Annotated in this window: 17 protein-coding genes; 3 read left to right on the top strand and 14 right to left on the bottom strand. The window is 39.6% G+C overall.

Going from position 1 to position 18,236, the window contains the following annotated elements; translation table 11 throughout:
• The 3 genes from tnpC to tnpA all read right to left on the bottom strand — a co-directional run bounded on the left by tnpC (position 1) and on the right by tnpA (position 2,710).
• Positions 1-1,662 (bottom strand): IS66 family transposase, encoded by a 1,662-nt coding sequence (tnpC, locus tag AC075L_RS08625; protein ID WP_173745147.1) that lies wholly within the window; start codon positions 1,660-1,662, stop codon positions 1-3.
• A gap of 311 nt (positions 1,663-1,973) precedes the next feature.
• Positions 1,974-2,333, bottom strand: a complete 360-nt coding sequence (tnpB, locus tag AC075L_RS08620) for an IS66 family insertion sequence element accessory protein TnpB (protein ID WP_081019426.1) — start codon at positions 2,331-2,333, stop codon at positions 1,974-1,976.
• The gene (tnpA, locus tag AC075L_RS08615; protein WP_055056074.1) at positions 2,327-2,710 is read right to left on the bottom strand and encodes an IS66 family insertion sequence element accessory protein TnpA; all 384 of its coding nucleotides are present in this window, start codon (positions 2,708-2,710) and stop codon (positions 2,327-2,329) included. Before tnpA ends, tnpB begins: the two co-directional genes overlap by 7 nt.
• A 228-nt stretch (positions 2,711-2,938) precedes the next feature.
• Between tnpA and AC075L_RS08610 the strand changes: the two genes are divergently transcribed.
• On the top strand, positions 2,939-3,214 hold the full coding sequence (locus tag AC075L_RS08610; RefSeq protein ID WP_476387541.1) for a hypothetical protein: 276 nt from the start codon (positions 2,939-2,941) through the stop codon (positions 3,212-3,214).
• Positions 3,215-3,317: 103 nt separating this feature from the next.
• On the opposite strand, the gene AC075L_RS08605 is transcribed toward AC075L_RS08610, so the two are convergent.
• From AC075L_RS08605 to nagB, 3 genes are all read right to left on the bottom strand, one after another.
• A complete protein-coding gene (locus tag AC075L_RS08605; RefSeq protein WP_055060141.1) occupies positions 3,318-4,019 on the bottom strand; it encodes an N-acetylmannosamine-6-phosphate 2-epimerase in 702 nt (233 codons plus the stop codon).
• A gap of 145 nt (positions 4,020-4,164) precedes the next feature.
• The gene (nagA, locus tag AC075L_RS08600; protein WP_270434452.1) at positions 4,165-5,268 is read right to left on the bottom strand and encodes an N-acetylglucosamine-6-phosphate deacetylase; all 1,104 of its coding nucleotides are present in this window, start codon (positions 5,266-5,268) and stop codon (positions 4,165-4,167) included.
• 111 nt (positions 5,269-5,379) lie between these two features.
• Complete coding sequence (gene nagB / locus AC075L_RS08595) at positions 5,380-6,123, bottom strand: glucosamine-6-phosphate deaminase (RefSeq protein ID WP_173704611.1); 744 nt, start codon at positions 6,121-6,123, stop codon at positions 5,380-5,382.
• Positions 6,124-6,397: 274 nt separating this feature from the next.
• Here nagB and AC075L_RS08590 point away from each other — a divergent pair, with 274 nt between their 5' ends.
• Positions 6,398-7,225 carry a MurR/RpiR family transcriptional regulator gene (locus AC075L_RS08590; RefSeq protein WP_476387540.1) on the top strand — a complete coding sequence of 276 codons (828 nt, stop codon included), beginning with the start codon at positions 6,398-6,400 and terminating at the stop codon, positions 7,223-7,225.
• 48 nt (positions 7,226-7,273) lie between these two features.
• Here AC075L_RS08590 and AC075L_RS08585 read toward each other — a convergent pair whose 3' ends face one another.
• The 6 genes from AC075L_RS08585 to AC075L_RS08560 all read right to left on the bottom strand — a co-directional run bounded on the left by AC075L_RS08585 (position 7,274) and on the right by AC075L_RS08560 (position 14,155).
• Positions 7,274-8,233, bottom strand: coding sequence for a glycoside hydrolase family 43 protein (locus AC075L_RS08585; RefSeq protein ID WP_055053329.1), 960 nt, complete (start codon positions 8,231-8,233; stop codon positions 7,274-7,276).
• Positions 8,234-8,302: 69 nt separating this feature from the next.
• Complete coding sequence (locus AC075L_RS08580) at positions 8,303-9,139, bottom strand: alpha/beta hydrolase (RefSeq protein ID WP_055053328.1); 837 nt, start codon at positions 9,137-9,139, stop codon at positions 8,303-8,305.
• A gap of 249 nt (positions 9,140-9,388) precedes the next feature.
• A complete protein-coding gene (arfA, locus tag AC075L_RS08575) occupies positions 9,389-10,906 on the bottom strand; it encodes an arabinosylfuranosidase ArfA (RefSeq protein ID WP_055053327.1) in 1,518 nt (505 codons plus the stop codon).
• Between the two features lie 42 nt (positions 10,907-10,948).
• Positions 10,949-11,791 carry a carbohydrate ABC transporter permease gene (locus AC075L_RS08570; RefSeq protein ID WP_055053326.1) on the bottom strand — a complete coding sequence of 281 codons (843 nt, stop codon included), beginning with the start codon at positions 11,789-11,791 and terminating at the stop codon, positions 10,949-10,951.
• Between the two features lie 3 nt (positions 11,792-11,794).
• Complete coding sequence (locus tag AC075L_RS08565) at positions 11,795-12,703, bottom strand: carbohydrate ABC transporter permease (RefSeq protein WP_330380554.1); 909 nt, start codon at positions 12,701-12,703, stop codon at positions 11,795-11,797.
• A 132-nt stretch (positions 12,704-12,835) separates the two neighbouring features.
• Entirely contained in the window at positions 12,836-14,155 is a 1,320-nt protein-coding gene (locus AC075L_RS08560) for an ABC transporter substrate-binding protein (RefSeq protein WP_055053325.1), read from the bottom strand.
• Positions 14,156-14,502: 347 nt separating this feature from the next.
• Here AC075L_RS08560 and AC075L_RS08555 point away from each other — a divergent pair, with 347 nt between their 5' ends.
• The gene (locus AC075L_RS08555; RefSeq protein ID WP_055053324.1) at positions 14,503-15,564 is read left to right on the top strand and encodes a LacI family DNA-binding transcriptional regulator; all 1,062 of its coding nucleotides are present in this window, start codon (positions 14,503-14,505) and stop codon (positions 15,562-15,564) included.
• A gap of 165 nt (positions 15,565-15,729) precedes the next feature.
• Here the strand turns inward: AC075L_RS08555 and AC075L_RS08550 are convergent, their stop codons facing one another.
• Both AC075L_RS08550 and AC075L_RS08545 read right to left on the bottom strand, forming a co-directional pair.
• Positions 15,730-17,241, bottom strand: coding sequence for an alpha-L-arabinofuranosidase C-terminal domain-containing protein (locus AC075L_RS08550; RefSeq protein WP_055053323.1), 1,512 nt, complete (start codon positions 17,239-17,241; stop codon positions 15,730-15,732).
• A 226-nt stretch (positions 17,242-17,467) separates the two neighbouring features.
• Positions 17,468-18,202, bottom strand: coding sequence for a helix-turn-helix domain-containing protein (locus AC075L_RS08545; RefSeq protein WP_173699766.1), 735 nt, complete (start codon positions 18,200-18,202; stop codon positions 17,468-17,470).
• Positions 18,203-18,236 lie beyond the last annotated feature (34 nt).

Raw genomic sequence — 18,236 nt, 5'->3', positions numbered from 1 at the left:
TTAAATATTCAGGTTCCCACGTTCTTCAGGTCTTACTTTTTCGATATCTATGATCCCTGTACATCTTTCTTTTATAAAGTCACTCCATGGCAGCAGCTGTTTTATGCCTGCGGGCTCATTTTTATAGTCCGGCATATACAGCAGCAAGGTGTAGAGATAATGATAGATGTTCAGGTTATTGGCTTTCGCTGTTTCTATGAGACTCAATACAATAGCACTTGCCGTTGCTCCATCAGCAGTATCATGAAACAGAAAGTTTTTACGCCCCGTCACATAGGTTTTTGCCCGACGTTCCGCTGCATTATTAGAGATCTCGCATCTTCCATCCAGCAGATAATTCATAAGGGTCTCTTTATGATTAAAGGCATAGTTTACCGCTTTTTCAAGCTTACTCCCGCCAGCAGGCTCCAGGGTTTCCAACCATGTCCAGAATTCATTCCAGATGGCAGGTTCTGTTTCCTGGCGTTTCTGTTTTCGTTTTTCCTGTGGAAGTTCTTTGTAGAGACGTTCCATATAGAAAAGACGGTTACAGAATGCAACTCCTTTTTCGGCAGGGAGCAGGGAACTGTCTTCTGCAGTTCCCTGCGGAGGTTCTGCAAGTTCCTGTTCAGAATTAATGTCCAGAAGTTTCAGCTTTTTCTGACGTGCTTTTGGGACTGCTTCAAAGAACTTACGCCTGCAGTGGGCAAGACAGCAGACCAGGACAACATCTTCGATCCTGCCGTATGCACTATACCCATCACACTGGAGCATCCCAGTGAAACCATGGAGAAATTCTATCGGATAATCCCCGCTCCGTCCGGGTCTGTAATCATACAGGATGATCGGTGGTTTTCCATCAGTCCCGCTCAGGTAGATCCACATATAGGATTTTGAAGTGGCAGTTTTTCCCTCTTCATGAAGCACCTGACAGGGTACCTCGTCTGCATGGAGGATCTCTCTTGCCAGCAGTTCCTGATGCATTACTTCATAGACTGGAGAGAGATATTCCAATGAACAGTAATTGTACCAGCGCGCTGCAGTTTCTCTTGGGACAGGCACCCCTTTTTCCATCCAGTCTTTTGACTGACGGTAAAAGGGAAGGTGCAGAAAGCTTTTCTGGTACATGACCATTGCCACCATATCCGGCGATGCGGGACTATGGGCAAGAAGCGGTGTCGGTGTTTTTGCCTCTACGATCGTTGTTTCATCCTCCTGCCGACATACAGGACACATAAGGGTTTCCTGCATGTAATGGACCCTTACCACTTTTGCCGGAGTGATACGCAGTTCTTCCCGGACAAACTTATACCCCAGGTGTTCCATCGGGGAACCACAGTCCGGACAGATCCTTTCTTCCGGGGGAACATCGCAGGAGATCTCTTTTATGGGAAGGGCCTCATACAGATCTGCACGAACAGACTTTTTTCTTCTGGTCCGTGTATGTTCTTTTACAACGGTCACCGTTTCTTCCTCCTGGATCCCTTCCTCCTGATCAGGACGCCTGGTCTTTTCGCTGGATGTTCCAAAGATCTTCCTTTTCAGTTCATCTATCGTCTCGTTCAGGTTCGCAATAGTGCTGCGGAGCTCTTTTATGGTAGCTCTGAGATCCACAATGGTCTGTTCCTGTTCTTTATTCGTGCTTAATAAAAGCTGGATCATATCTTCTGTATCATGAGGCATGGCATTTCCGTCCTTTGTTTTCTTATCCCTATTATAAAAGAAGTACGGGGATATGGCAAACAGACGGGACAGATGGTACTGTCAATCTGACGGTACCTCAGTTGTGGATATCTTTCCTAAAAAAATGAAAGATATGCCTGTATGCTCATTCTTTTAGGAAAGATATCCACCTGCTGTTTTAAAACAGATGTTTTTTTGAGTCTCATCCACATCGCATTCGAAAGGAAAAAAGAAAGCAGTGGATAAGTGTCTGGCAGCTGCCTGCTGTCACGGATATAGAAAATTTAAAATTCTCTGTTTTGCACAAAGGATTAGAAATCTTTTTTTCTGCCTGTGCCTTTGATTGCTTTGGGCTGATCGATGGAAAGACCTTCCATAAGCCACCGGAATTCCTGACGCGTCAAAAGACGGGCTTCCGAAGCATTCCGCGGCCACTGGAACCTGCCGTTTCCGTCAAGCCTTTTCTGGAGCAGCACAAAACCATCCTTATCAAAATGGAGTGCCTTAAGTTTCCGGCTATCCCTTCCGCAGAAAAGATAAACTGCATTTGCATACGGATCGAGTTCATAAGTATCGCGTATGATAGCCATAAGCCCGTCGAAACTTTTTCGCATATCTGTACGTCCGGTGATAACGAAGATCTTAGACACACCGGACAGATCACCTAACATAAATCCTGCAGCGCTGATAACGTATGAAATATGGTCTCACGGTCTGCTGCGTTGGTGATCTCAATCTGGAAACTGTGATAAGTGATCTTTATAACAGAGTCTGGAATGGTATCCGTTTTGAGCTGCACTGAGGATGGGCAGACTGCCGGTTCCTCAAAAGAAAGCGGTACAACTTCCTGTTTTCCTGAGAAAGAAGAATGGACTGGTTCCGGTATCTCACAGGCTTTTTGTCGAAGTCTTCGTATCTGGTAATAAAAGTTGCTTGTATGGATATGATGTTCCTGACACCAGCATTTATCAGAAAGACCACTGGACCGGCATTCCTGGATCAGATCCAACCATTCTTTATCTGTACGTCTTGGATTTTTTTTAGGCATAAAAATTCAACTCCTGTTTTTTATTTGGAGTGAGATTAGCACAGGTACCAGAAGAACTGAAGTGAAATGGTCCTAAGTGCAAAAAACTGAAAAAGTTATAGAGATACCACTCCTTAGAGGGATTATCTCATAAATTTTGGATACTGAAAAACCGGTGGATTATTCATCGCTTACCCAAGTTTTTCCTATTGCGACACTAAAGTAATACATATTATTTCAGAAATCCAGTTGTCTGAATTATTACGAATATTACCGAAACCGAATGATTTCCTATTGCAGTTTGATTTTTCTGATGTTTCATATTTAGGATTAGGTGAGGGATATCAACAACTTCATTCAATTTATAAGGAGTTAGCACCATTTGTTGATACAAGATATAGCTATGAAATAATAGACATATCAAATGAAGAAATACAAAAATGGGAAAAAGAGCAGGCAGAATCATTGGTAGAGCACCCTGAAATAGTTCAAATGCTTATTGCCAATCAAAAACAAAACACATAAAAAGGGATAACTCTTTATAACATAAAAATAAGGGGACATAACCGATATCTTTAGAGTTTAGCTGTTATATCCCCTTTAGTACTAACTTTAAATATACTCTTACTTATTTGCTATTTTTAATAGCATTCTGGAATCTCTGTGCAATCTCCAGCGGACGTGTGATCGCTCCTCCAACCACGATTGCCCATGCACCTGTCTGAAGTGCTTTTACAGCTTGATCCGGATAGTGGATCTTGCCTTCTCCGATAACCGGAATATCTGTATCTTTTGCAAGTCTTTCCATCAGTTCATAATCCGGCCCATCCTTTTTGGATGTATAATCCGTATAACCGCTCATAGTTGTTCCAACGATATCTACGCCGCATTTCCATGCATTGATACCTTCTTCATAATTGGAAATATCAGCCATCAGGATAATGTCCGGATATTTCTCTTTGATCTGTGCGATAAACTCATTGACAGTTGTTCCATCCCCACGTTTACGAAGAGTGCAGTCCAGTGCCACAACATCTGAACCTGCTGCTACCAGGTCATCAACTTCTTTCATGGTAGGTGTGATATATCCTTCATATCCAGGATACTGGATCTTCACCAGACCGATAACAGGAAGTCCTGTTTCTTCTTTGATCGCAATGACATCACGGATGCTACTGGTACGGATCGCTGGTGTGCCTGCCTGTTTTGCGGCACGGGCCATTAAATACATAATGGATTTCTCCTCTACATATAATGGTTCACCTTCTACAGCCTGACAGGAAATGATCATCTTTCCATGGATCGCATCCAGAATTTCTTTTTTGGTCATGTTTTTTCCCCTTTTCTTTATGTAGCTATGATCGGTTTCATACGCTTTTGATGTAGCTTTTATTTATAGGCTCATTATACCATAAAGAAAATTATTTTCATAGTGATTAATATTTAAAAATTATTATTATTTTCAAATTCAGTTTCTATAATACTTTTACAATATTCAACTCTTCGTCTGTCAACACAATATCTGCCCGTTTTCCGGGAGTAAGGGAACCCACTTCATTATAAATCCCAATACTTCTCGCCGGATTTGCTGTTGCTGCCAGAATCGCTTCTCTTTCCGGTACACCCATGGAAATAACACACTTCATACAATCAAAAAGGCAGGTTGCAGAACCGGCGATCGTTCCGTCTGCCAGAGTTGCCTTTCTGTCTTTCATGGTCACTTCCTGTCCGCCCAGTTCATACAGTCCGTTCTCCATACCTGTTGCCATCATGGAGTCACTGATAAGGACGACTCTGCTGTCTCCAAATAAACGAAAGGTATTGCGTACAGTTACAGGATGGATGTGGATCCCATCACCGATCATCTCTACCATACAGTCCTGATTATCTGCTGCTGCACCGATCACACCGGGTTCTCTGTGTCCCATAGAGTTCATGGCATTATAAAGATGAGTTACATGAAGTGCTCCCTCTTTCATCGCTTCTGCTGCGCAGCCATAATCTGCTGCTGTATGTCCGATAGAAATAACCACTTCATTATGTAATTCTCTGATAAATTCCTCAGAGCCTTCCATATTCGGTGCAAGAGTTACCAGTTTGATCATTCCGCCCGCAGCTTCGTTACATGCTCTGAAAAATTCAATATCCGGTTTACGGATATAGCCTTCTACATGTGCTCCCTTTTTCGCAGGATCAAGGAAAGGCCCTTCCATATTGATACCCACAATACGGGCACAGGTTTCATCCTGTTCTACATCTTTTGCAGTCTGGAAAATCTTAAGCAGCTCCTCTTTCGGAAGTGTCATGGATGTCGGGCAATAGGATGTGATTCCCTGAGATTTTTCATATTGAAGGATTGTTCTTAACCCATCAACATCTGCGTCTGAGAAATCATGTCTGACTGCACCATGGCTGTGGATATCTACCAGTCCGGGCAGAATCTTCAGTCCTGATGCATCCAGTTGCGTTTTGTCGGTTACTTCATCTGCTGAAGCCACAATTCTGCCGTTCTCTACATACAGATCTGTGACTTTATAACTGCCATCTTCCTGAAAAACTTTTCCATTCTTTATAATCATCTGATTTTTGCCTCTTTTCTCGCTGAAGTGAATTATTAAGTATTTCCCTGACTTTATCTCTGTCAGGCAATTCTTTCCACTGATACTGTTATTATCACACAAGAGCCGGTATTATAAAAGTCCTTTTTCTTTAATAAGACTTAAAGCATCTTCATCTGCCACTACAGTTACATCCTGATGAAGCTGAAGGATAGATGCAGGTACATTCGGTGTGATCGGTCCGTACAGAGATTTGTACAAAGCATCTGCCTTGGCACTTCCTGTTGCTACAAGAAGAATTTTCTTTGCTGCCATAATGTTCTTGATTCCCATGGTGTATGCCTGTTTCGGAACTTCATCCATACTTTCAAAAAATCTTGCATTTGCCTTGATAGTGCTTTCTGTAAGGTCTACACAATGAGTTTCCTTCTCAAAAGCTTCTCCGGGTTCATTGAAACCAATATGTCCGTTTCCGCCGATTCCCAGAAGCTGGATATCAATTCCACCTACACTGCGGATGATCTCATTATAATCTGCACATGCTTTGTCGCTGTCTTCTTCCAGTCCGTTTGGCACATAAGTTCTTGTTTTGTCAATATTTACATGATCGAACAGGTTTGTGTTCATGAAATAACGGTAGCTCTGGTCGTTGTCACCGGAAAGTCCTTTATACTCATCCAGGTTTACAGATGTGATCTGTGAGAAATCAAGGTCACCTTTGTTGTACCACTCGATAAGCTGTTTATATAATCCGACCGGTGTAGAGCCTGTTGCCAGTCCAAGAACTGCGTTTGGTTTCATAATAATCTGGGCAGACATGATATTAGCTGCTTTTCTGCTTACGTCCTGATAATCTTTACCTACATAAATAATCATAGTTTTCTCCTTTTTTGCGTGTCATCTGACACTTCCGATTTGTTATAAACTCATTATAATTCCCGTTGGTTCTATTTTCAATGAATGTATTGTTTTTAGAATCTTCTTTCATTTTTTATTATTTTGAGCCATTTTGCAGTTCGGTTTTTAAAGCTTGCCGAAATTACTTTCCTTGTTTATATTTTTCATGAAAATATTTACATTCTCCTTGTGAAACAAATTCTACAATGTTATAGTAATCTATAGCAATTCCACCATACAGAAAGGATTCCATATGTCATTAAACAAACATAAAATTATTCCTTTAATTGAATCTTATTACCATACATTCACTCCGCTGGAAAGAACAATCGCCGATTTCTTTATTCATAATACTGAAGAGCAGGATTTTTCTTCCAGAAATATTTCCGGGCTTCTTTATGTATCTGAAGCTTCACTTTCACGTTTCGCCCAGAAATGTGGATTTCACGGATACAGAGAATTTATTTATGAGTATAAGCAGAACCTGGCACCAGGTCCCGAAGAAAATATTCCGAATTTTGAAGTATCGGAATTCAATACTTATCAGGAACTTCTGAATAAATCTAACGCTCTGCTGGACAAAGCGCAGATCACACGGATCACAAATCTGCTGGTTTCCAAACCTCGTGTTTATGTTTACGGAAGAGGCAGTTCCGGTCTCGTAGCTCAGGAGATGAAGCTTCGTTTCATGCGTATCGGACTGAATATCGAAGCAGTTACAGACAGTCATATTATGAAGGTGAATTCTGTTATTCTGGATGAGAACTGTCTGGTCATCGGTATCAGTGTCAGCGGACAGACGGATGATATTATCTCTTCCTTAACAGCCGCTCATCAGCGAGGAGCTTACACTCTCCTTATGACCGCCAGACAGGACAAATCCTATCAGGAATTTTGCGATGAAACACTGATCTTCGCCAGTATGGAGCATCTCGAATATGGAAATATTATTTCTCCGCAATTTCCGATTTTGCTGGTTTTGGATGTACTTTATGCACACTATCTTCAGATTGACAGGAGCAAAAAAGAAGCGCTGCATGAATACACCATACAGACGCTTCAGCCTCATTTGATCAAATGATAAACTTTCATTAGTTATCAGAAATATTTAAGCCCTTCATTTTTAATTCTATTGGGCCTCATAAGAAAAGACCGGCGCTCCTGTTTTTTCATCCCAACGGATTTTCATCAGCATGGCATGTCGATTCGGGTTGTACAGTGGATCACCTACTATCTCTGCTTCTGTTCTTGCATGGTAAACCATAATAGGATTTCCTTCTTCATCTACGGTAAAGGAATTATGTCCCGGACCGTAGATGTCTTTTGATTCATCTGTACAAAGAACCGGGCAGCGTTCTTTAGTCCACGATTTTGGATCAAGGAGATCAGCATTTTCATCAGCTGTCAGCATTCCCATACAGTATGCAATGCCTGTTTCAGATGCAGAATAGGTAAGATAGATTTTTCCATCATGATGAATTACCGCCGGACCTTCATTTACCCAGAATCCAACTCTTTCCCAGTCATAATCCGGTGTAGTAAGCAATACCTGAACTGTTTTCAATTTATACGGTGTCTCCATCTCGCCAATGTAAAGATTGGAAATTTGTTTTCCTACACCTACTTTCTCAGCCCATACATAGTAATGTTTTCCTTTATTTTCAAATACAGTTGCATCCAGAGAAAAAGCCTCAAAAGAAAATTCGTCTTCATCAGCGCGTCCCATTTTGCCCTTTTCTGTCCAGGCTCCTGTAAGTGGATCTGCATCTGCGCATTCCAACACATATGGGCGAATTGCCCAGATATCATCTTTATCTCCGCCTGCAAAATAGATATACCATTTTCCATCCAGATAATGAAGTTCCGGTGCCCAGATATGTTCACTCATAATTCCTTCTTTGTGCTTTTCCCAGACCGTCACTTCTTCTGCGCCTTTCAGTCCCGCCAGAGTTTTACTTCTTCTTAGCACAATACGGTCATATTCCGGTACAGATGCGGTGAAATAATAATTTCCGTCTGTGTGCCGATATACATATGGATCTGCTCTCTGTAGAATCCATGGCTCATTGTACCTGAGTTCTTTGCTCATTTCTTATATCCCCCTTTATCCATTCTGGGGCTTTATCCAACTACGGTTGCAGTAAATCCCCTCTTTTTTCTATAAACCTACATTTCCACTGTTCAGTCCCTCTTTGCTGTCCTTGTCAAGAGGAAGCCATTCCAAAACTTTCTTAATATAGCGGTTCCAGAAATCCCACTCATGAGCTCCCGGTCCTTCCTCATAGGTCACATCTACACCAAGTTCACGCATGGTGTCTCTGAATTTACGGTTCGGAGAAAGAAGAGGATCATCCAGCCCACAGGCAAGATACATATGCGGAAATGGAATTCCATCTTCTTTCATATTTCCAGCGATCCATTCTGGATTAATCTCGCAGTCCTGAATTTTTGACAAATCTCCAAATACACTTTCCAGAAAGCTTTTCTTCTCAAAAAACATTGGTGAACTGTCATCTGCTACATTCGCTTTTTCCAAAATCATAGCCGAAGATAATCCGGCAATATATCCAAATGTATCATGATATTTCAGACCATTTCGGATTGCTCCATAACCGCCCATAGATAATCCGGCAATAAAAGTGTCTTCTCTTTTATGAGATAACGGAAACATTTTTCTTGTAATCTTCACCAGTTCTTTTCCAATAAATTCACTATAATTTTCGTTCACATTCGGATGATCCATATAGAACATATTTGCTCCGGATGGCATCACAACTGCCAGATTTTTCTCCTCCGCCCATCTCTTGATACATGTTCCCGTTACCCAGTCTGTATAGTTTCCCATTACTCCGTGAAGCAAATATAAAGTCTTAAACGGTTTATTATCCTCTTCTGTTTCTTCTTCAAAAAATACCTTATCTGCCGGTAAGATCACATTCATTGTCACCGGACGCATCAGTGCTTTTGAAAAAAAATTTACTTCCAATAATGCCATCTTTCTTTATCCTCCATGTTATGTGCTTTTATAAAATATCTACATTTATTATACAAAGAATATTTTTGAAAAGCTACCTGTAACTCTACGTTTTCTCATGGCCCGTCAAAAGGAAATTCTCATTATATAAAAAATATATCAAAAAAGTTGACGAAACAGCTTAAATAAGAGATGTTTTCACTGCTCTAGCCCTGGATAAGCAACAGTAAAAACATCTTCTTATTTTTGTTTTGTCAACCTTTTACTTGATTATTTCTGTTTTTTTAATCTGATCACATTCCATGATGCCTTTGCAAGTACAGAAGTCATATTTCCACTATCTACCTTACTTCTTGATACAGTTGTCGGAACTACATTCTCACCAGCAGCACTGTTGCATGCTTTCATATCATTATTCTCAAGTACAATATGCTCGACCAGCTGGTATCCTTCCATGCTTCGTAAGTCCGTAACAAGTTCCATATCTTCATTGATATTTCTGTTTACTGCAAAAATAGTAAGTTCTTCGTCAGCCTGGTTCCATACGGCTACACTGGAAAGATCCGTAACATTTTCATGCTCTTTTGTATCATGTACAGGTGTGTCAATAACCGGCTGAAGAACCATTCCACGTCCATATCTGGATGCATGCATGAATGGATAGAAAATTGTCTGTTTCCATGCTTTACCACCATCTTTCTCTGTCATGATAGGAGCAATTACATTTACAAGCTGTGCCAGACAAGCCATTTTCACACGATCTGCATGTTTCATTAACGTAATCAACATAAGACCTACTAAAAGAGCATCTTCAAAGTTATACTGGTCTTCCAGAAGCGAAGGAGCAATATGCCATGGATCTTTTTCCATAAATTCATCATCAGCTTCTCTTGTATGGAACCATACATTCCACTCATCAAAGCTAAGATTAATATTCTTCTTTCCACGTTTTTTTGCTCTTACATAATCACAGGTTGCAATGACTGAACGGATAAACTTATCCATATCATCAGATAATGCCAGGAAATCTGCTGTATCATTATTTAAATTTCCATAATACTGATGAAGAGAAACATAATCTACATAATCGTAATTATATCCTAATGTCGTTGCCTCCCATTCAGGGAATGTAGGCATATCCAGATTTGAACTTCCGCAGGAAACAAGTTCAATCGTAGGATCAATCAGTTTCATCGCTTTTGCAGTTTCCTGGGAAAGACGTCCATACTCATGCATTGTCTTATGTCCAATCTGCCAGTCACCGTCCATCTCATTTCCCAGACACCATACTTTTACATTGTGAGGATCTTTCACTCCATGTTTGATACGCAGATCACTGTATTTCGTTCCGCCCGGATGGTTACAGTATTCCAGAAGATTGCAGGCATCTGCTACTCCTCTTGTACCAAGATTAACAGCCATCATCATATCTGCATCTGCTTTTTTCAGCCATTTGGAAAATTCATTCAGACCAATTTTATTCTGTTCAAGACTTCTCCATGCAAGTTCCAGACGAACCGGACGTTCCTCTACAGGTCCCACACTATCTTCCCAGAAAAAGTTAGATACAAAGTTTCCACCTGGATATCTTACGATCGGAACATTTAATTCTTTTACCATGTTTAATACATCTGTACGGAATCCATCTTCATCTGATAACGGATTTCCCGGCTGATAAATTCCATCATAAACAGCTCTGCCAAGATGCTCGATAAAAGATCCGTAAATTCTTTTATCAACTTCAGAAACTTTAAACGCTTTGTCAATAATCATTTTTGCCTGTTTCATTTTGGTTTCCTCCATATTTTAAAATTATTAACCTTTTACTTATTAACCTTTTACTCCGCCGGCTGTCATACCTTCGATAAAGTATCTCTGGAAACAAATAAATAATATAAGAATCGGGATGATTGCAAAGCAGGAACCTGCAATCAGAATATCATAATTGTTTCCGTATGGTGAGAGAAGACTCTGCAGACCAACTGGAAGTGTGATTTTATCAATTGAGTTTGTTACGATCATTGGCCAGAGGAAGTTATTCCAGCTCTGCATACCCTGATAAATACCCATAGCAGCGAAAGAAGGTTTCATCAAAGGAATCATGATCTTAAAGAAAATGCCATATTCTGTACATCCGTCTACTCTGGCAGCATCCAGGAAATCTTTCGGTATTCCCATCAGATATTGCCGGAAAAAGAATACCAGCATCGGTACAACCAGATACGGAAGAATAATACCCCACATATTATTAATCAGACCCATTTTTACGATCAGTCTGTACAATGGAAGTAAGATTACTTCTGTAGGAATCATCATTACAAGTAATACGCAAAGGAATAAAATATTTTTTCCTTTGAAATTGTACATTGCAAATCCATATCCTACACATGCACTTAAGAACAATGCCAGTCCAACCTGAACAATTGTAATAATCAAACTATTTTTATACCATATGAAATATGAGTTCGCACCGCTGAATAACATTTTGTATTCATTTAAATTCGCACTTGCCCAGTCAATAGAGAAGTTCAGTCCATAACGCATCAGATCAGAGCCGGGACGAAGTGATGAAACAGCAAGAAGCGCTAATGGAAGCAACGTGATAATCGCAATAATCACAAAGAAGATAAATAAACACGTTGAATAGATTTTTGATTTTTTAGTTATTGACATTGTTTATTCCCCCTTTTTACTTCCTATAGTTCCATTGATCCAGAGCTGTACAATATTAACTGCCAGAACAATAAGCAGGAATATTACACCGATTGCACTTGCAATACCAAGCTGACTCTGCTCAAATCCCATTCGATATAACATACCCACTAACGTGGTAGCCACATTGTTCGGTGATTTATTTCCATTAAACAGCATATAGCTCTCTGAGAACATTGCCATACCACCAAAAATGGAAATTGTAAGTACATAAATTGTTGTAGGTTTTAGTAACGGAATTGTAATGTAACGAAGCTGTTCCATACTTGTTGCTCCATCAATAGATGCAGATTCATACAGGTCCGCTGGTATCTGCTGAAGTCCGGATAAATAGTACATCATATTTACACCCGTCCATCTCCACAGACACAGGAAAAACATTGTACACCAGACCGTAGCCGGTGTTCTTAGCCATACAATTGGTTTTATTCCAAAAAGTCCAACTACCTGATTCATAAAAGAACCGTCCAGTTCACCAAACATCAGTCTGAAAACAACGCCTGCAACTACAACTGAAGTCAGTGCCGGAATAAACAGAATGCTTCGAAATGTTCCTTTGGCTCTCATATGTTTGCTGTTAAGCATTGCAGCAAGAACCATCGGAATCGGAATCATTAAAAGACAGGTAACGATCGTATAGAAGATACTGTTTTTCAAACTCTTAATAAAGACTGCATTTGTTAAGATCTTATAATTTTCAAGTCCTACAAATGTTGTATTTGGTCCGGCAACCTTCTGAAAACTCATAATAATCATGCTCACGATTGAGTATGCGAAGAATACAACAAATGTAATGATAAATGGCATTACAAATACATAGGGTGCCACCTTTTGCGAGTATAATAATTTTTTAAATTTACTTTGTTTTTTCAATGCTATCCCTCCCTATGTTACATCCAGACATATATTTTTCCGATATTTTGCTAAAAGAAAGGCTACAGGATCTCCTCCTGCAGCCTTCCAATTAATCTTTAATCTCTATGCCTGAAATTCAAAGCATATATTTTAGTAGATAATAGAATCCTGTTCGCTCTGAAGAAGTTCTTTAGCATCCTGGTCTACAGAAATTTCGAATGCATTGGAATAAGTTGTAGATACCAGTGTACTATATGTTGCTGAATAACTGCCGCTGATGTTTGGAGCAGTAATGTCTGTTCCGTTTTCTTTCAGAATATCAAATGGGTTAGTAGTAAAGTATGCAAGGAACTTATTATCTTTGTTTTCTGTGATAGCCGGATCATCCCAAAGTTCTGTACGAATCGGGTCAAATCCAAGTTTTTCCCACTCATATGTACAACCTTCTTTTGATAATTTAGCAAAAGCAAGGAAGTCTTTAGCTAACTGTTCGTTCTCTGTTCCTTTGATAACAGATGTTCCTGTACCACCCTGAAGAACTTCACGTGTATCGCCTTCGTTCCATACAGGAATTGGATAGATTGCCATCTTACCGTCAAGATCCGGGCAATAGTCTGTAAATCTTCCCATGTACCATAATGGCATAATTACAGATGCAACGCCTGCACCGTTAAGATGTCCGTACCACTCTTCTGTGTGGAATCCACCACCAGGAGCAATCTCACATACACCATCGTTGATCATGCTGCGGATATAATCAATTACTTCTGCATGCTCGTCTGTAACAAGGTTTGGATTTCCATCTTCGTCTACATACTGAGCACCTTTTTCAAGCATCATACACTGTGGAAGGAAAAGGTCAGATGTTTCTACTGCACACATCGGAGTTCCTGTCTTCTCCAGTACAGTCTTACCGGCTTCTACATAATCATCCCATGTAACGATGTCTGCCGGATCAATACCAGCTTCGTTCATGATGTCCATGTTATAGTAAGCAACTGTAGCTCCTAAGTGGAAGTCTACACCGTAATAATTTCCTTCGTTGTCGCCGTACATGCTGATTCGTGACATAACAACGTCATCTTTATATGGTTCTACAGCATCATTGATTGGAAGTAAGTAACCATCTTTTAAGAATGCACCATAATGTCCGATTTCGATATCTGCCATATCAGGAGCGCCTTCTCCAGACTGACACGCAATAAGTAATTTGCTGTGTAAGGATGATGACTCACCTGTTGTAACAGTTAAGTTAATCGGTCTGTCTGGATTCTGTTTGTTCCACTCATCAGCCATGGATGTCCAGAATCCTACATGCAATTCCTGGAATGTCCAGAAACTAAGGTCTGTTCCTCCATCCACAAATGTGTTTGTTCCCTGTGTGGATCCGTCATCTGCTGCTAAAACAGGTGCAGTGGAACCAAGAATCATCGTTGCTGCCAATGCGCAGGCAAGAAGTCTTTTTTTCATATAGTTACCCTCCCTAAATTGTTTTTTGTGTACCTTTCGTACCGTTCTTTGCTACACGTTTAGATTAACGTTAATCCAACAAAATGTCAATAGCAAGTTTTAATTCCACCGTTATTTTGTATAAATTATATGTTTTATATCATGTTTTTTGTACATAACTTACAATGTCCTATTCTGTTTTCACTTTCATTTATTGACATTTGATTTTTGCGGTATTATAGAATATAATTGAATATATTTGTAACTGTTCAGCGCTTTCACAGTTACAGAGTCAAAATATAAATGGGACTTTGCAAATCAAACAGAGAAAGATGTCCCCTCTGCAAACTACCAGAAGGAGTACCTAAATGAACAGTCAACAACATAAAAGAATCACATTAAAAGATATATCAGAACAGTGCGGTTATTCCGTCAATACAGTTTCCCGCGCACTCAGAGACGATCCCAGGCTCCCGGAAGCCACTATATCCCGGATTAAGCAGGTTGCAGATGAGCTTGGATACATGAAAAACATAATTGCCTCTTCCATGCGTTCCGGTCACACAAACCTGATTGCCGTTATTGTTGACGATATTCAGAACCCTCATTATTCTGATATTATCTCACAAATTTCTATCAAATTGCGAAAATATGGATATCATACTTTAATTTTAGCATCATACATAGAAAAAAATTACGCAGATTATTCACTGTCCCTCGCATTATCTTATAATGTTAGTGGAATCGTTTTTTTTCCACGAAATTATAATAAAAATGCTATAAATCTCATCAATCAAAATAAAATCCCATTGGTACTGATTGACCGTGAAATACCAGAATGTCAGACGGACTTCGTACGCTGCGATGATTATCAGGGAGGATATCTTGCTGGAAAGCATCTTCTGGAATTGGGTCACCGTCGATTTCTCTATCTTCCGGGGCCAAAATATAATCTCTCACAGACTCGTCGTTATGCTGGTATTATGGATGCACTCTCAGAGGCAAACGTACCGGTTTCTAACGTTCGCCAGATAGATTATCACACTGTATTTGGTTCTCCGGTTCCTTCAACTTCTTCCTATAAATCATACGAAGAGTTGTTTTTCCCTGTCGATTACACCGCTGTGATCGGTTTCAACGACCTTCAGAGCTATTCTGCAATGGAAATACTAAAAGAACGAGGATATCGTATTCCCGAAGATATATCTTTAATCAGTTTTGATCATCTGCGAAAAACACATACATACCTTCCGCCACTGACAAGTATCGCCGACAATACAGACAAAAGCATTGCGGATACTGCTGTTTCAATACTTTTAGATAAGATTAAAAATTCAGACAGTAAGTTTACCGGTGCAGTTTTACCCGTAACCATATATGACGGACATACTACCGGACCAGTTAATAAGGCTTTTGAGACTTCTTTTTAATAATCTGATCTGTATTTTATAAAAGCAGGATGTGAGGTTCCGTATTAATGCCGGGATCTCACATCCTGTTTTATTATCGCGTATATAAAAGATGAATTCTGATGCCAGAGCCTGTTTGAAAAAGATTTTCTGCAATCCGCGCCTGAATGCATCTATCACTACATTTTATAATATCTTAAAGTCAATCACATTTATCGAATGTGGTGCAAGATTCACCTGATATACGCCACTTGTTTCCTTTGTCGGAAGCTGTTCAATAAATACTTCCGTTCTATCAATATCATTATAAGAATCTACCGAACTTCCCACGATCCGATACTCTTGAACTTCGTACCTCGCATATGAATTTTCATCCAGGCAGATTTCCAGTTTCTTTTCTTTGTCCGGTTCTTTGTTTACAACGGCAATAGAAATTTTTTCTGTTTCAGAATGCTGTGTAGCCAAAATATCAAGTGTATTCACAGTTACTTTTCTGCCATTTTTATCCAACACTGTGAATGTATTTTTCTCACCTTCTTCCCAACTGTCCAAAACTGTATCCCCCATGTGATTCACATACAAGTCAAATACATGATAAGTGCTTCTCAGTACAACTCCATCTTTATAACTGTAAATACATCCTCTTGTATTCAGAATTGGTGCAAAGTTAGCCATTCCAACAATATCACAATTGCGATTCATTGCATTTAAAAAACATGCCGTAAAAACAGCGTCTGCCATCGTATAAGAGGAATTATCATCATTTTTGTCTCTCGGTATAAGATAGCTGTCTTTATCAATTCCCTGTTTAATTGTATGCACATTTGGATGATGCCACCCTCGTAAATTCCATTCATCAAAAGCAATTTTTATTTTCTTTTCCAGATGTAATGCCGTAAGCAGACCTTTTACGTCAGTAACTGCCCGGTCTACCTGTTCCGTGTATGCCATGCACTGAGTATAATCTGCAAGTTCATTTTTTTCCGCAAGCATATCCCAATATCCATGCAGAGAAATCCAGTCCAGATATTCTCCACAATGTTTTAAAAGGTTCATTGTCCAGTCAATATCAGGAAGTGCCGCTGCTGATAATTCTACTGTCGGTGACACGTGCTTTATCATTTTTGCAGATTCCTTTACAAGTCGCCACCACTCTTCAGAACTTTTCGCACCTATCTCCCAATTTCCATAATTTTCATTTCCGATGCTCCAATATTTTACATTGTATGGCTGTTCCTCTCCATTAGCAATTCTCCATTTTGCATATTTACCTTCATTTTCAAGATTACAATATTCTACCCAGTCACTCATTTCTTCTGCTGTTCCGGTTCCTGCATTGGTGCAGATATAAGGTTCACAGGCTATTTTTCTGCACATATGAATATATTCATCTGTCCCAAACGTGTTCGGATCCTCTACACGCCATGCTTTATCAAAAAATGGCTGCCTATTCTCTCCCACCCCATCTTTCCAATGGTAAGAAGATACAAAACATCCTCCCGGCCAACGCAAAACAGGGACTTTGATTTTCTTCATCGCTTCAATGATGTCCTTGCGAAATCCTTCCTCATCTGATAATTCATTTCCCGGATCATAAATCCCGTCATAAATCTGTCTGTGAAAATGCTCGATAAAATGTCCATATAACATGGGACTTCGTTTTCCTATCACTCTTTTCGAATTTACATGGTATTTCATCCCGATTACCTCCTGAAATAATACTCAGCGCGCTTTTATATCTTTGAATATAATCGAGGTTTAAGTATTTATATACTATTTTACCGAACATTTTTTGCCTGCAGCGACTTTCTATAGTTTGTATTTCTCACTGTTTTATCCTCTGGTTACTGTCCTCTCTCACTGCTCTCAGTAATACACTTTGCGATGCGCAGAATTTATGTTATTCGCCATTGAAGCAGAGTACTTACCTAGTTTGTTTAAAACAGCTTTTCCGAAACTCCTTTGGAGTCATTCCAGTTTCAAGTTTAAAGCACTTAGTAAAAGAACTCTGATTCGAAAATGATAAATATTCCGAAATTTCCTGTATGCGATAATTTGAATATTGTAATAATTCCTTTGCCTGTTTTATTTTTTCTTTTCGTATATATTCCTCCACAGAACATCCTTCATATTTTTGGAATAGTCTGCACAGGTAATCACCGTTTATCCCCGTTTCTTCCCATACACGATGAATATCTATATTGTGAAGGTGTTTATAAATATAATCTTTTGCTTTCTCAACATAATGATTAGTTTCCGGTGATTTTTTCGCCTCCATTACTTGTCTTGCAAATTCTTCTTCATATTCTTCTGCTTTTTTTGCGATAACCTTCTTGTCTTTCTGTCTTTCGATGTCACATATATAATTGTCTGCCATTGTAAAAGCAAGTTCCGGACTAATCCCTCCGCGAATTGCCGCTCTGGATGCAAGTGTTATAACAATAATTGCAATGTTTTTATCATTCCGCAGATCCTCATCAGCTACTCTTCCCAGTCTTCCCTCGTATTTCTCCTTCTGGCATCTCCTTAGTTGCCGCAAATCCCCGGATTCAATGCTAAATAATTTCCGTTGTTCGTGGTCATATGGATTATGGCATATTTCGGTTTCCTGCATATCAAATATTTTATTTACAATATTTCGTTTCAGATTTTCTTCCATTTTTCTATGTTATCCTCTTTATGAAAAGCACCCG

This window comes from Blautia sp. ZXY-1-B12 (assembly GCF_056339915.1).
The sequence above is the reverse complement of the archived record's forward strand: the minus strand, read 5'-3'. Positions and strand labels throughout refer to the sequence as shown.

Bases quoted from the DNA above. Each gene is read 5' to 3' on its own strand.
- AC075L_RS08580 (WP_055053328.1), bottom strand. From the start codon at position 9,139: ATGGCATTATTGGAAGTAAATTTTTTTTCAAAAGCACTGATGCGTCCG.
- AC075L_RS08590 (WP_476387540.1), top strand. From the start codon at position 6,398: ATGTCATTAAACAAACATAAAATTATTCCTTTAATTGAATCTTATTAC.
- AC075L_RS08605 (WP_055060141.1), bottom strand. From the start codon at position 4,019: ATGACCAAAAAAGAAATTCTGGATGCGATCCATGGAAAGATGATCATT.
- tnpA (WP_055056074.1), bottom strand. From the start codon at position 2,710: ATGCCTAAAAAAAATCCAAGACGTACAGATAAAGAATGGTTGGATCTG.
- AC075L_RS08545 (WP_173699766.1), bottom strand. From the start codon at position 18,202: ATGGAAGAAAATCTGAAACGAAATATTGTAAATAAAATATTTGATATG.
- nagB (WP_173704611.1), bottom strand. From the start codon at position 6,123: ATGATTATTTATGTAGGTAAAGATTATCAGGACGTAAGCAGAAAAGCA.
- nagA (WP_270434452.1), bottom strand. From the start codon at position 5,268: ATGATTATAAAGAATGGAAAAGTTTTTCAGGAAGATGGCAGTTATAAA.
- tnpB (WP_081019426.1), bottom strand. From the start codon at position 2,333: ATGTTAGGTGATCTGTCCGGTGTGTCTAAGATCTTCGTTATCACCGGA.
- AC075L_RS08585 (WP_055053329.1), bottom strand. From the start codon at position 8,233: ATGAGCAAAGAACTCAGGTACAATGAGCCATGGATTCTACAGAGAGCA.
- tnpC (WP_173745147.1), bottom strand. From the start codon at position 1,662: ATGCCTCATGATACAGAAGATATGATCCAGCTTTTATTAAGCACGAAT.
- arfA (WP_055053327.1), bottom strand. From the start codon at position 10,906: ATGAAACAGGCAAAAATGATTATTGACAAAGCGTTTAAAGTTTCTGAA.
- AC075L_RS08555 (WP_055053324.1), top strand. From the start codon at position 14,503: ATGAACAGTCAACAACATAAAAGAATCACATTAAAAGATATATCAGAA.
- AC075L_RS08570 (WP_055053326.1), bottom strand. From the start codon at position 11,791: ATGTCAATAACTAAAAAATCAAAAATCTATTCAACGTGTTTATTTATC.
- AC075L_RS08560 (WP_055053325.1), bottom strand. From the start codon at position 14,155: ATGAAAAAAAGACTTCTTGCCTGCGCATTGGCAGCAACGATGATTCTT.
- AC075L_RS08550 (WP_055053323.1), bottom strand. From the start codon at position 17,241: ATGAAATACCATGTAAATTCGAAAAGAGTGATAGGAAAACGAAGTCCC.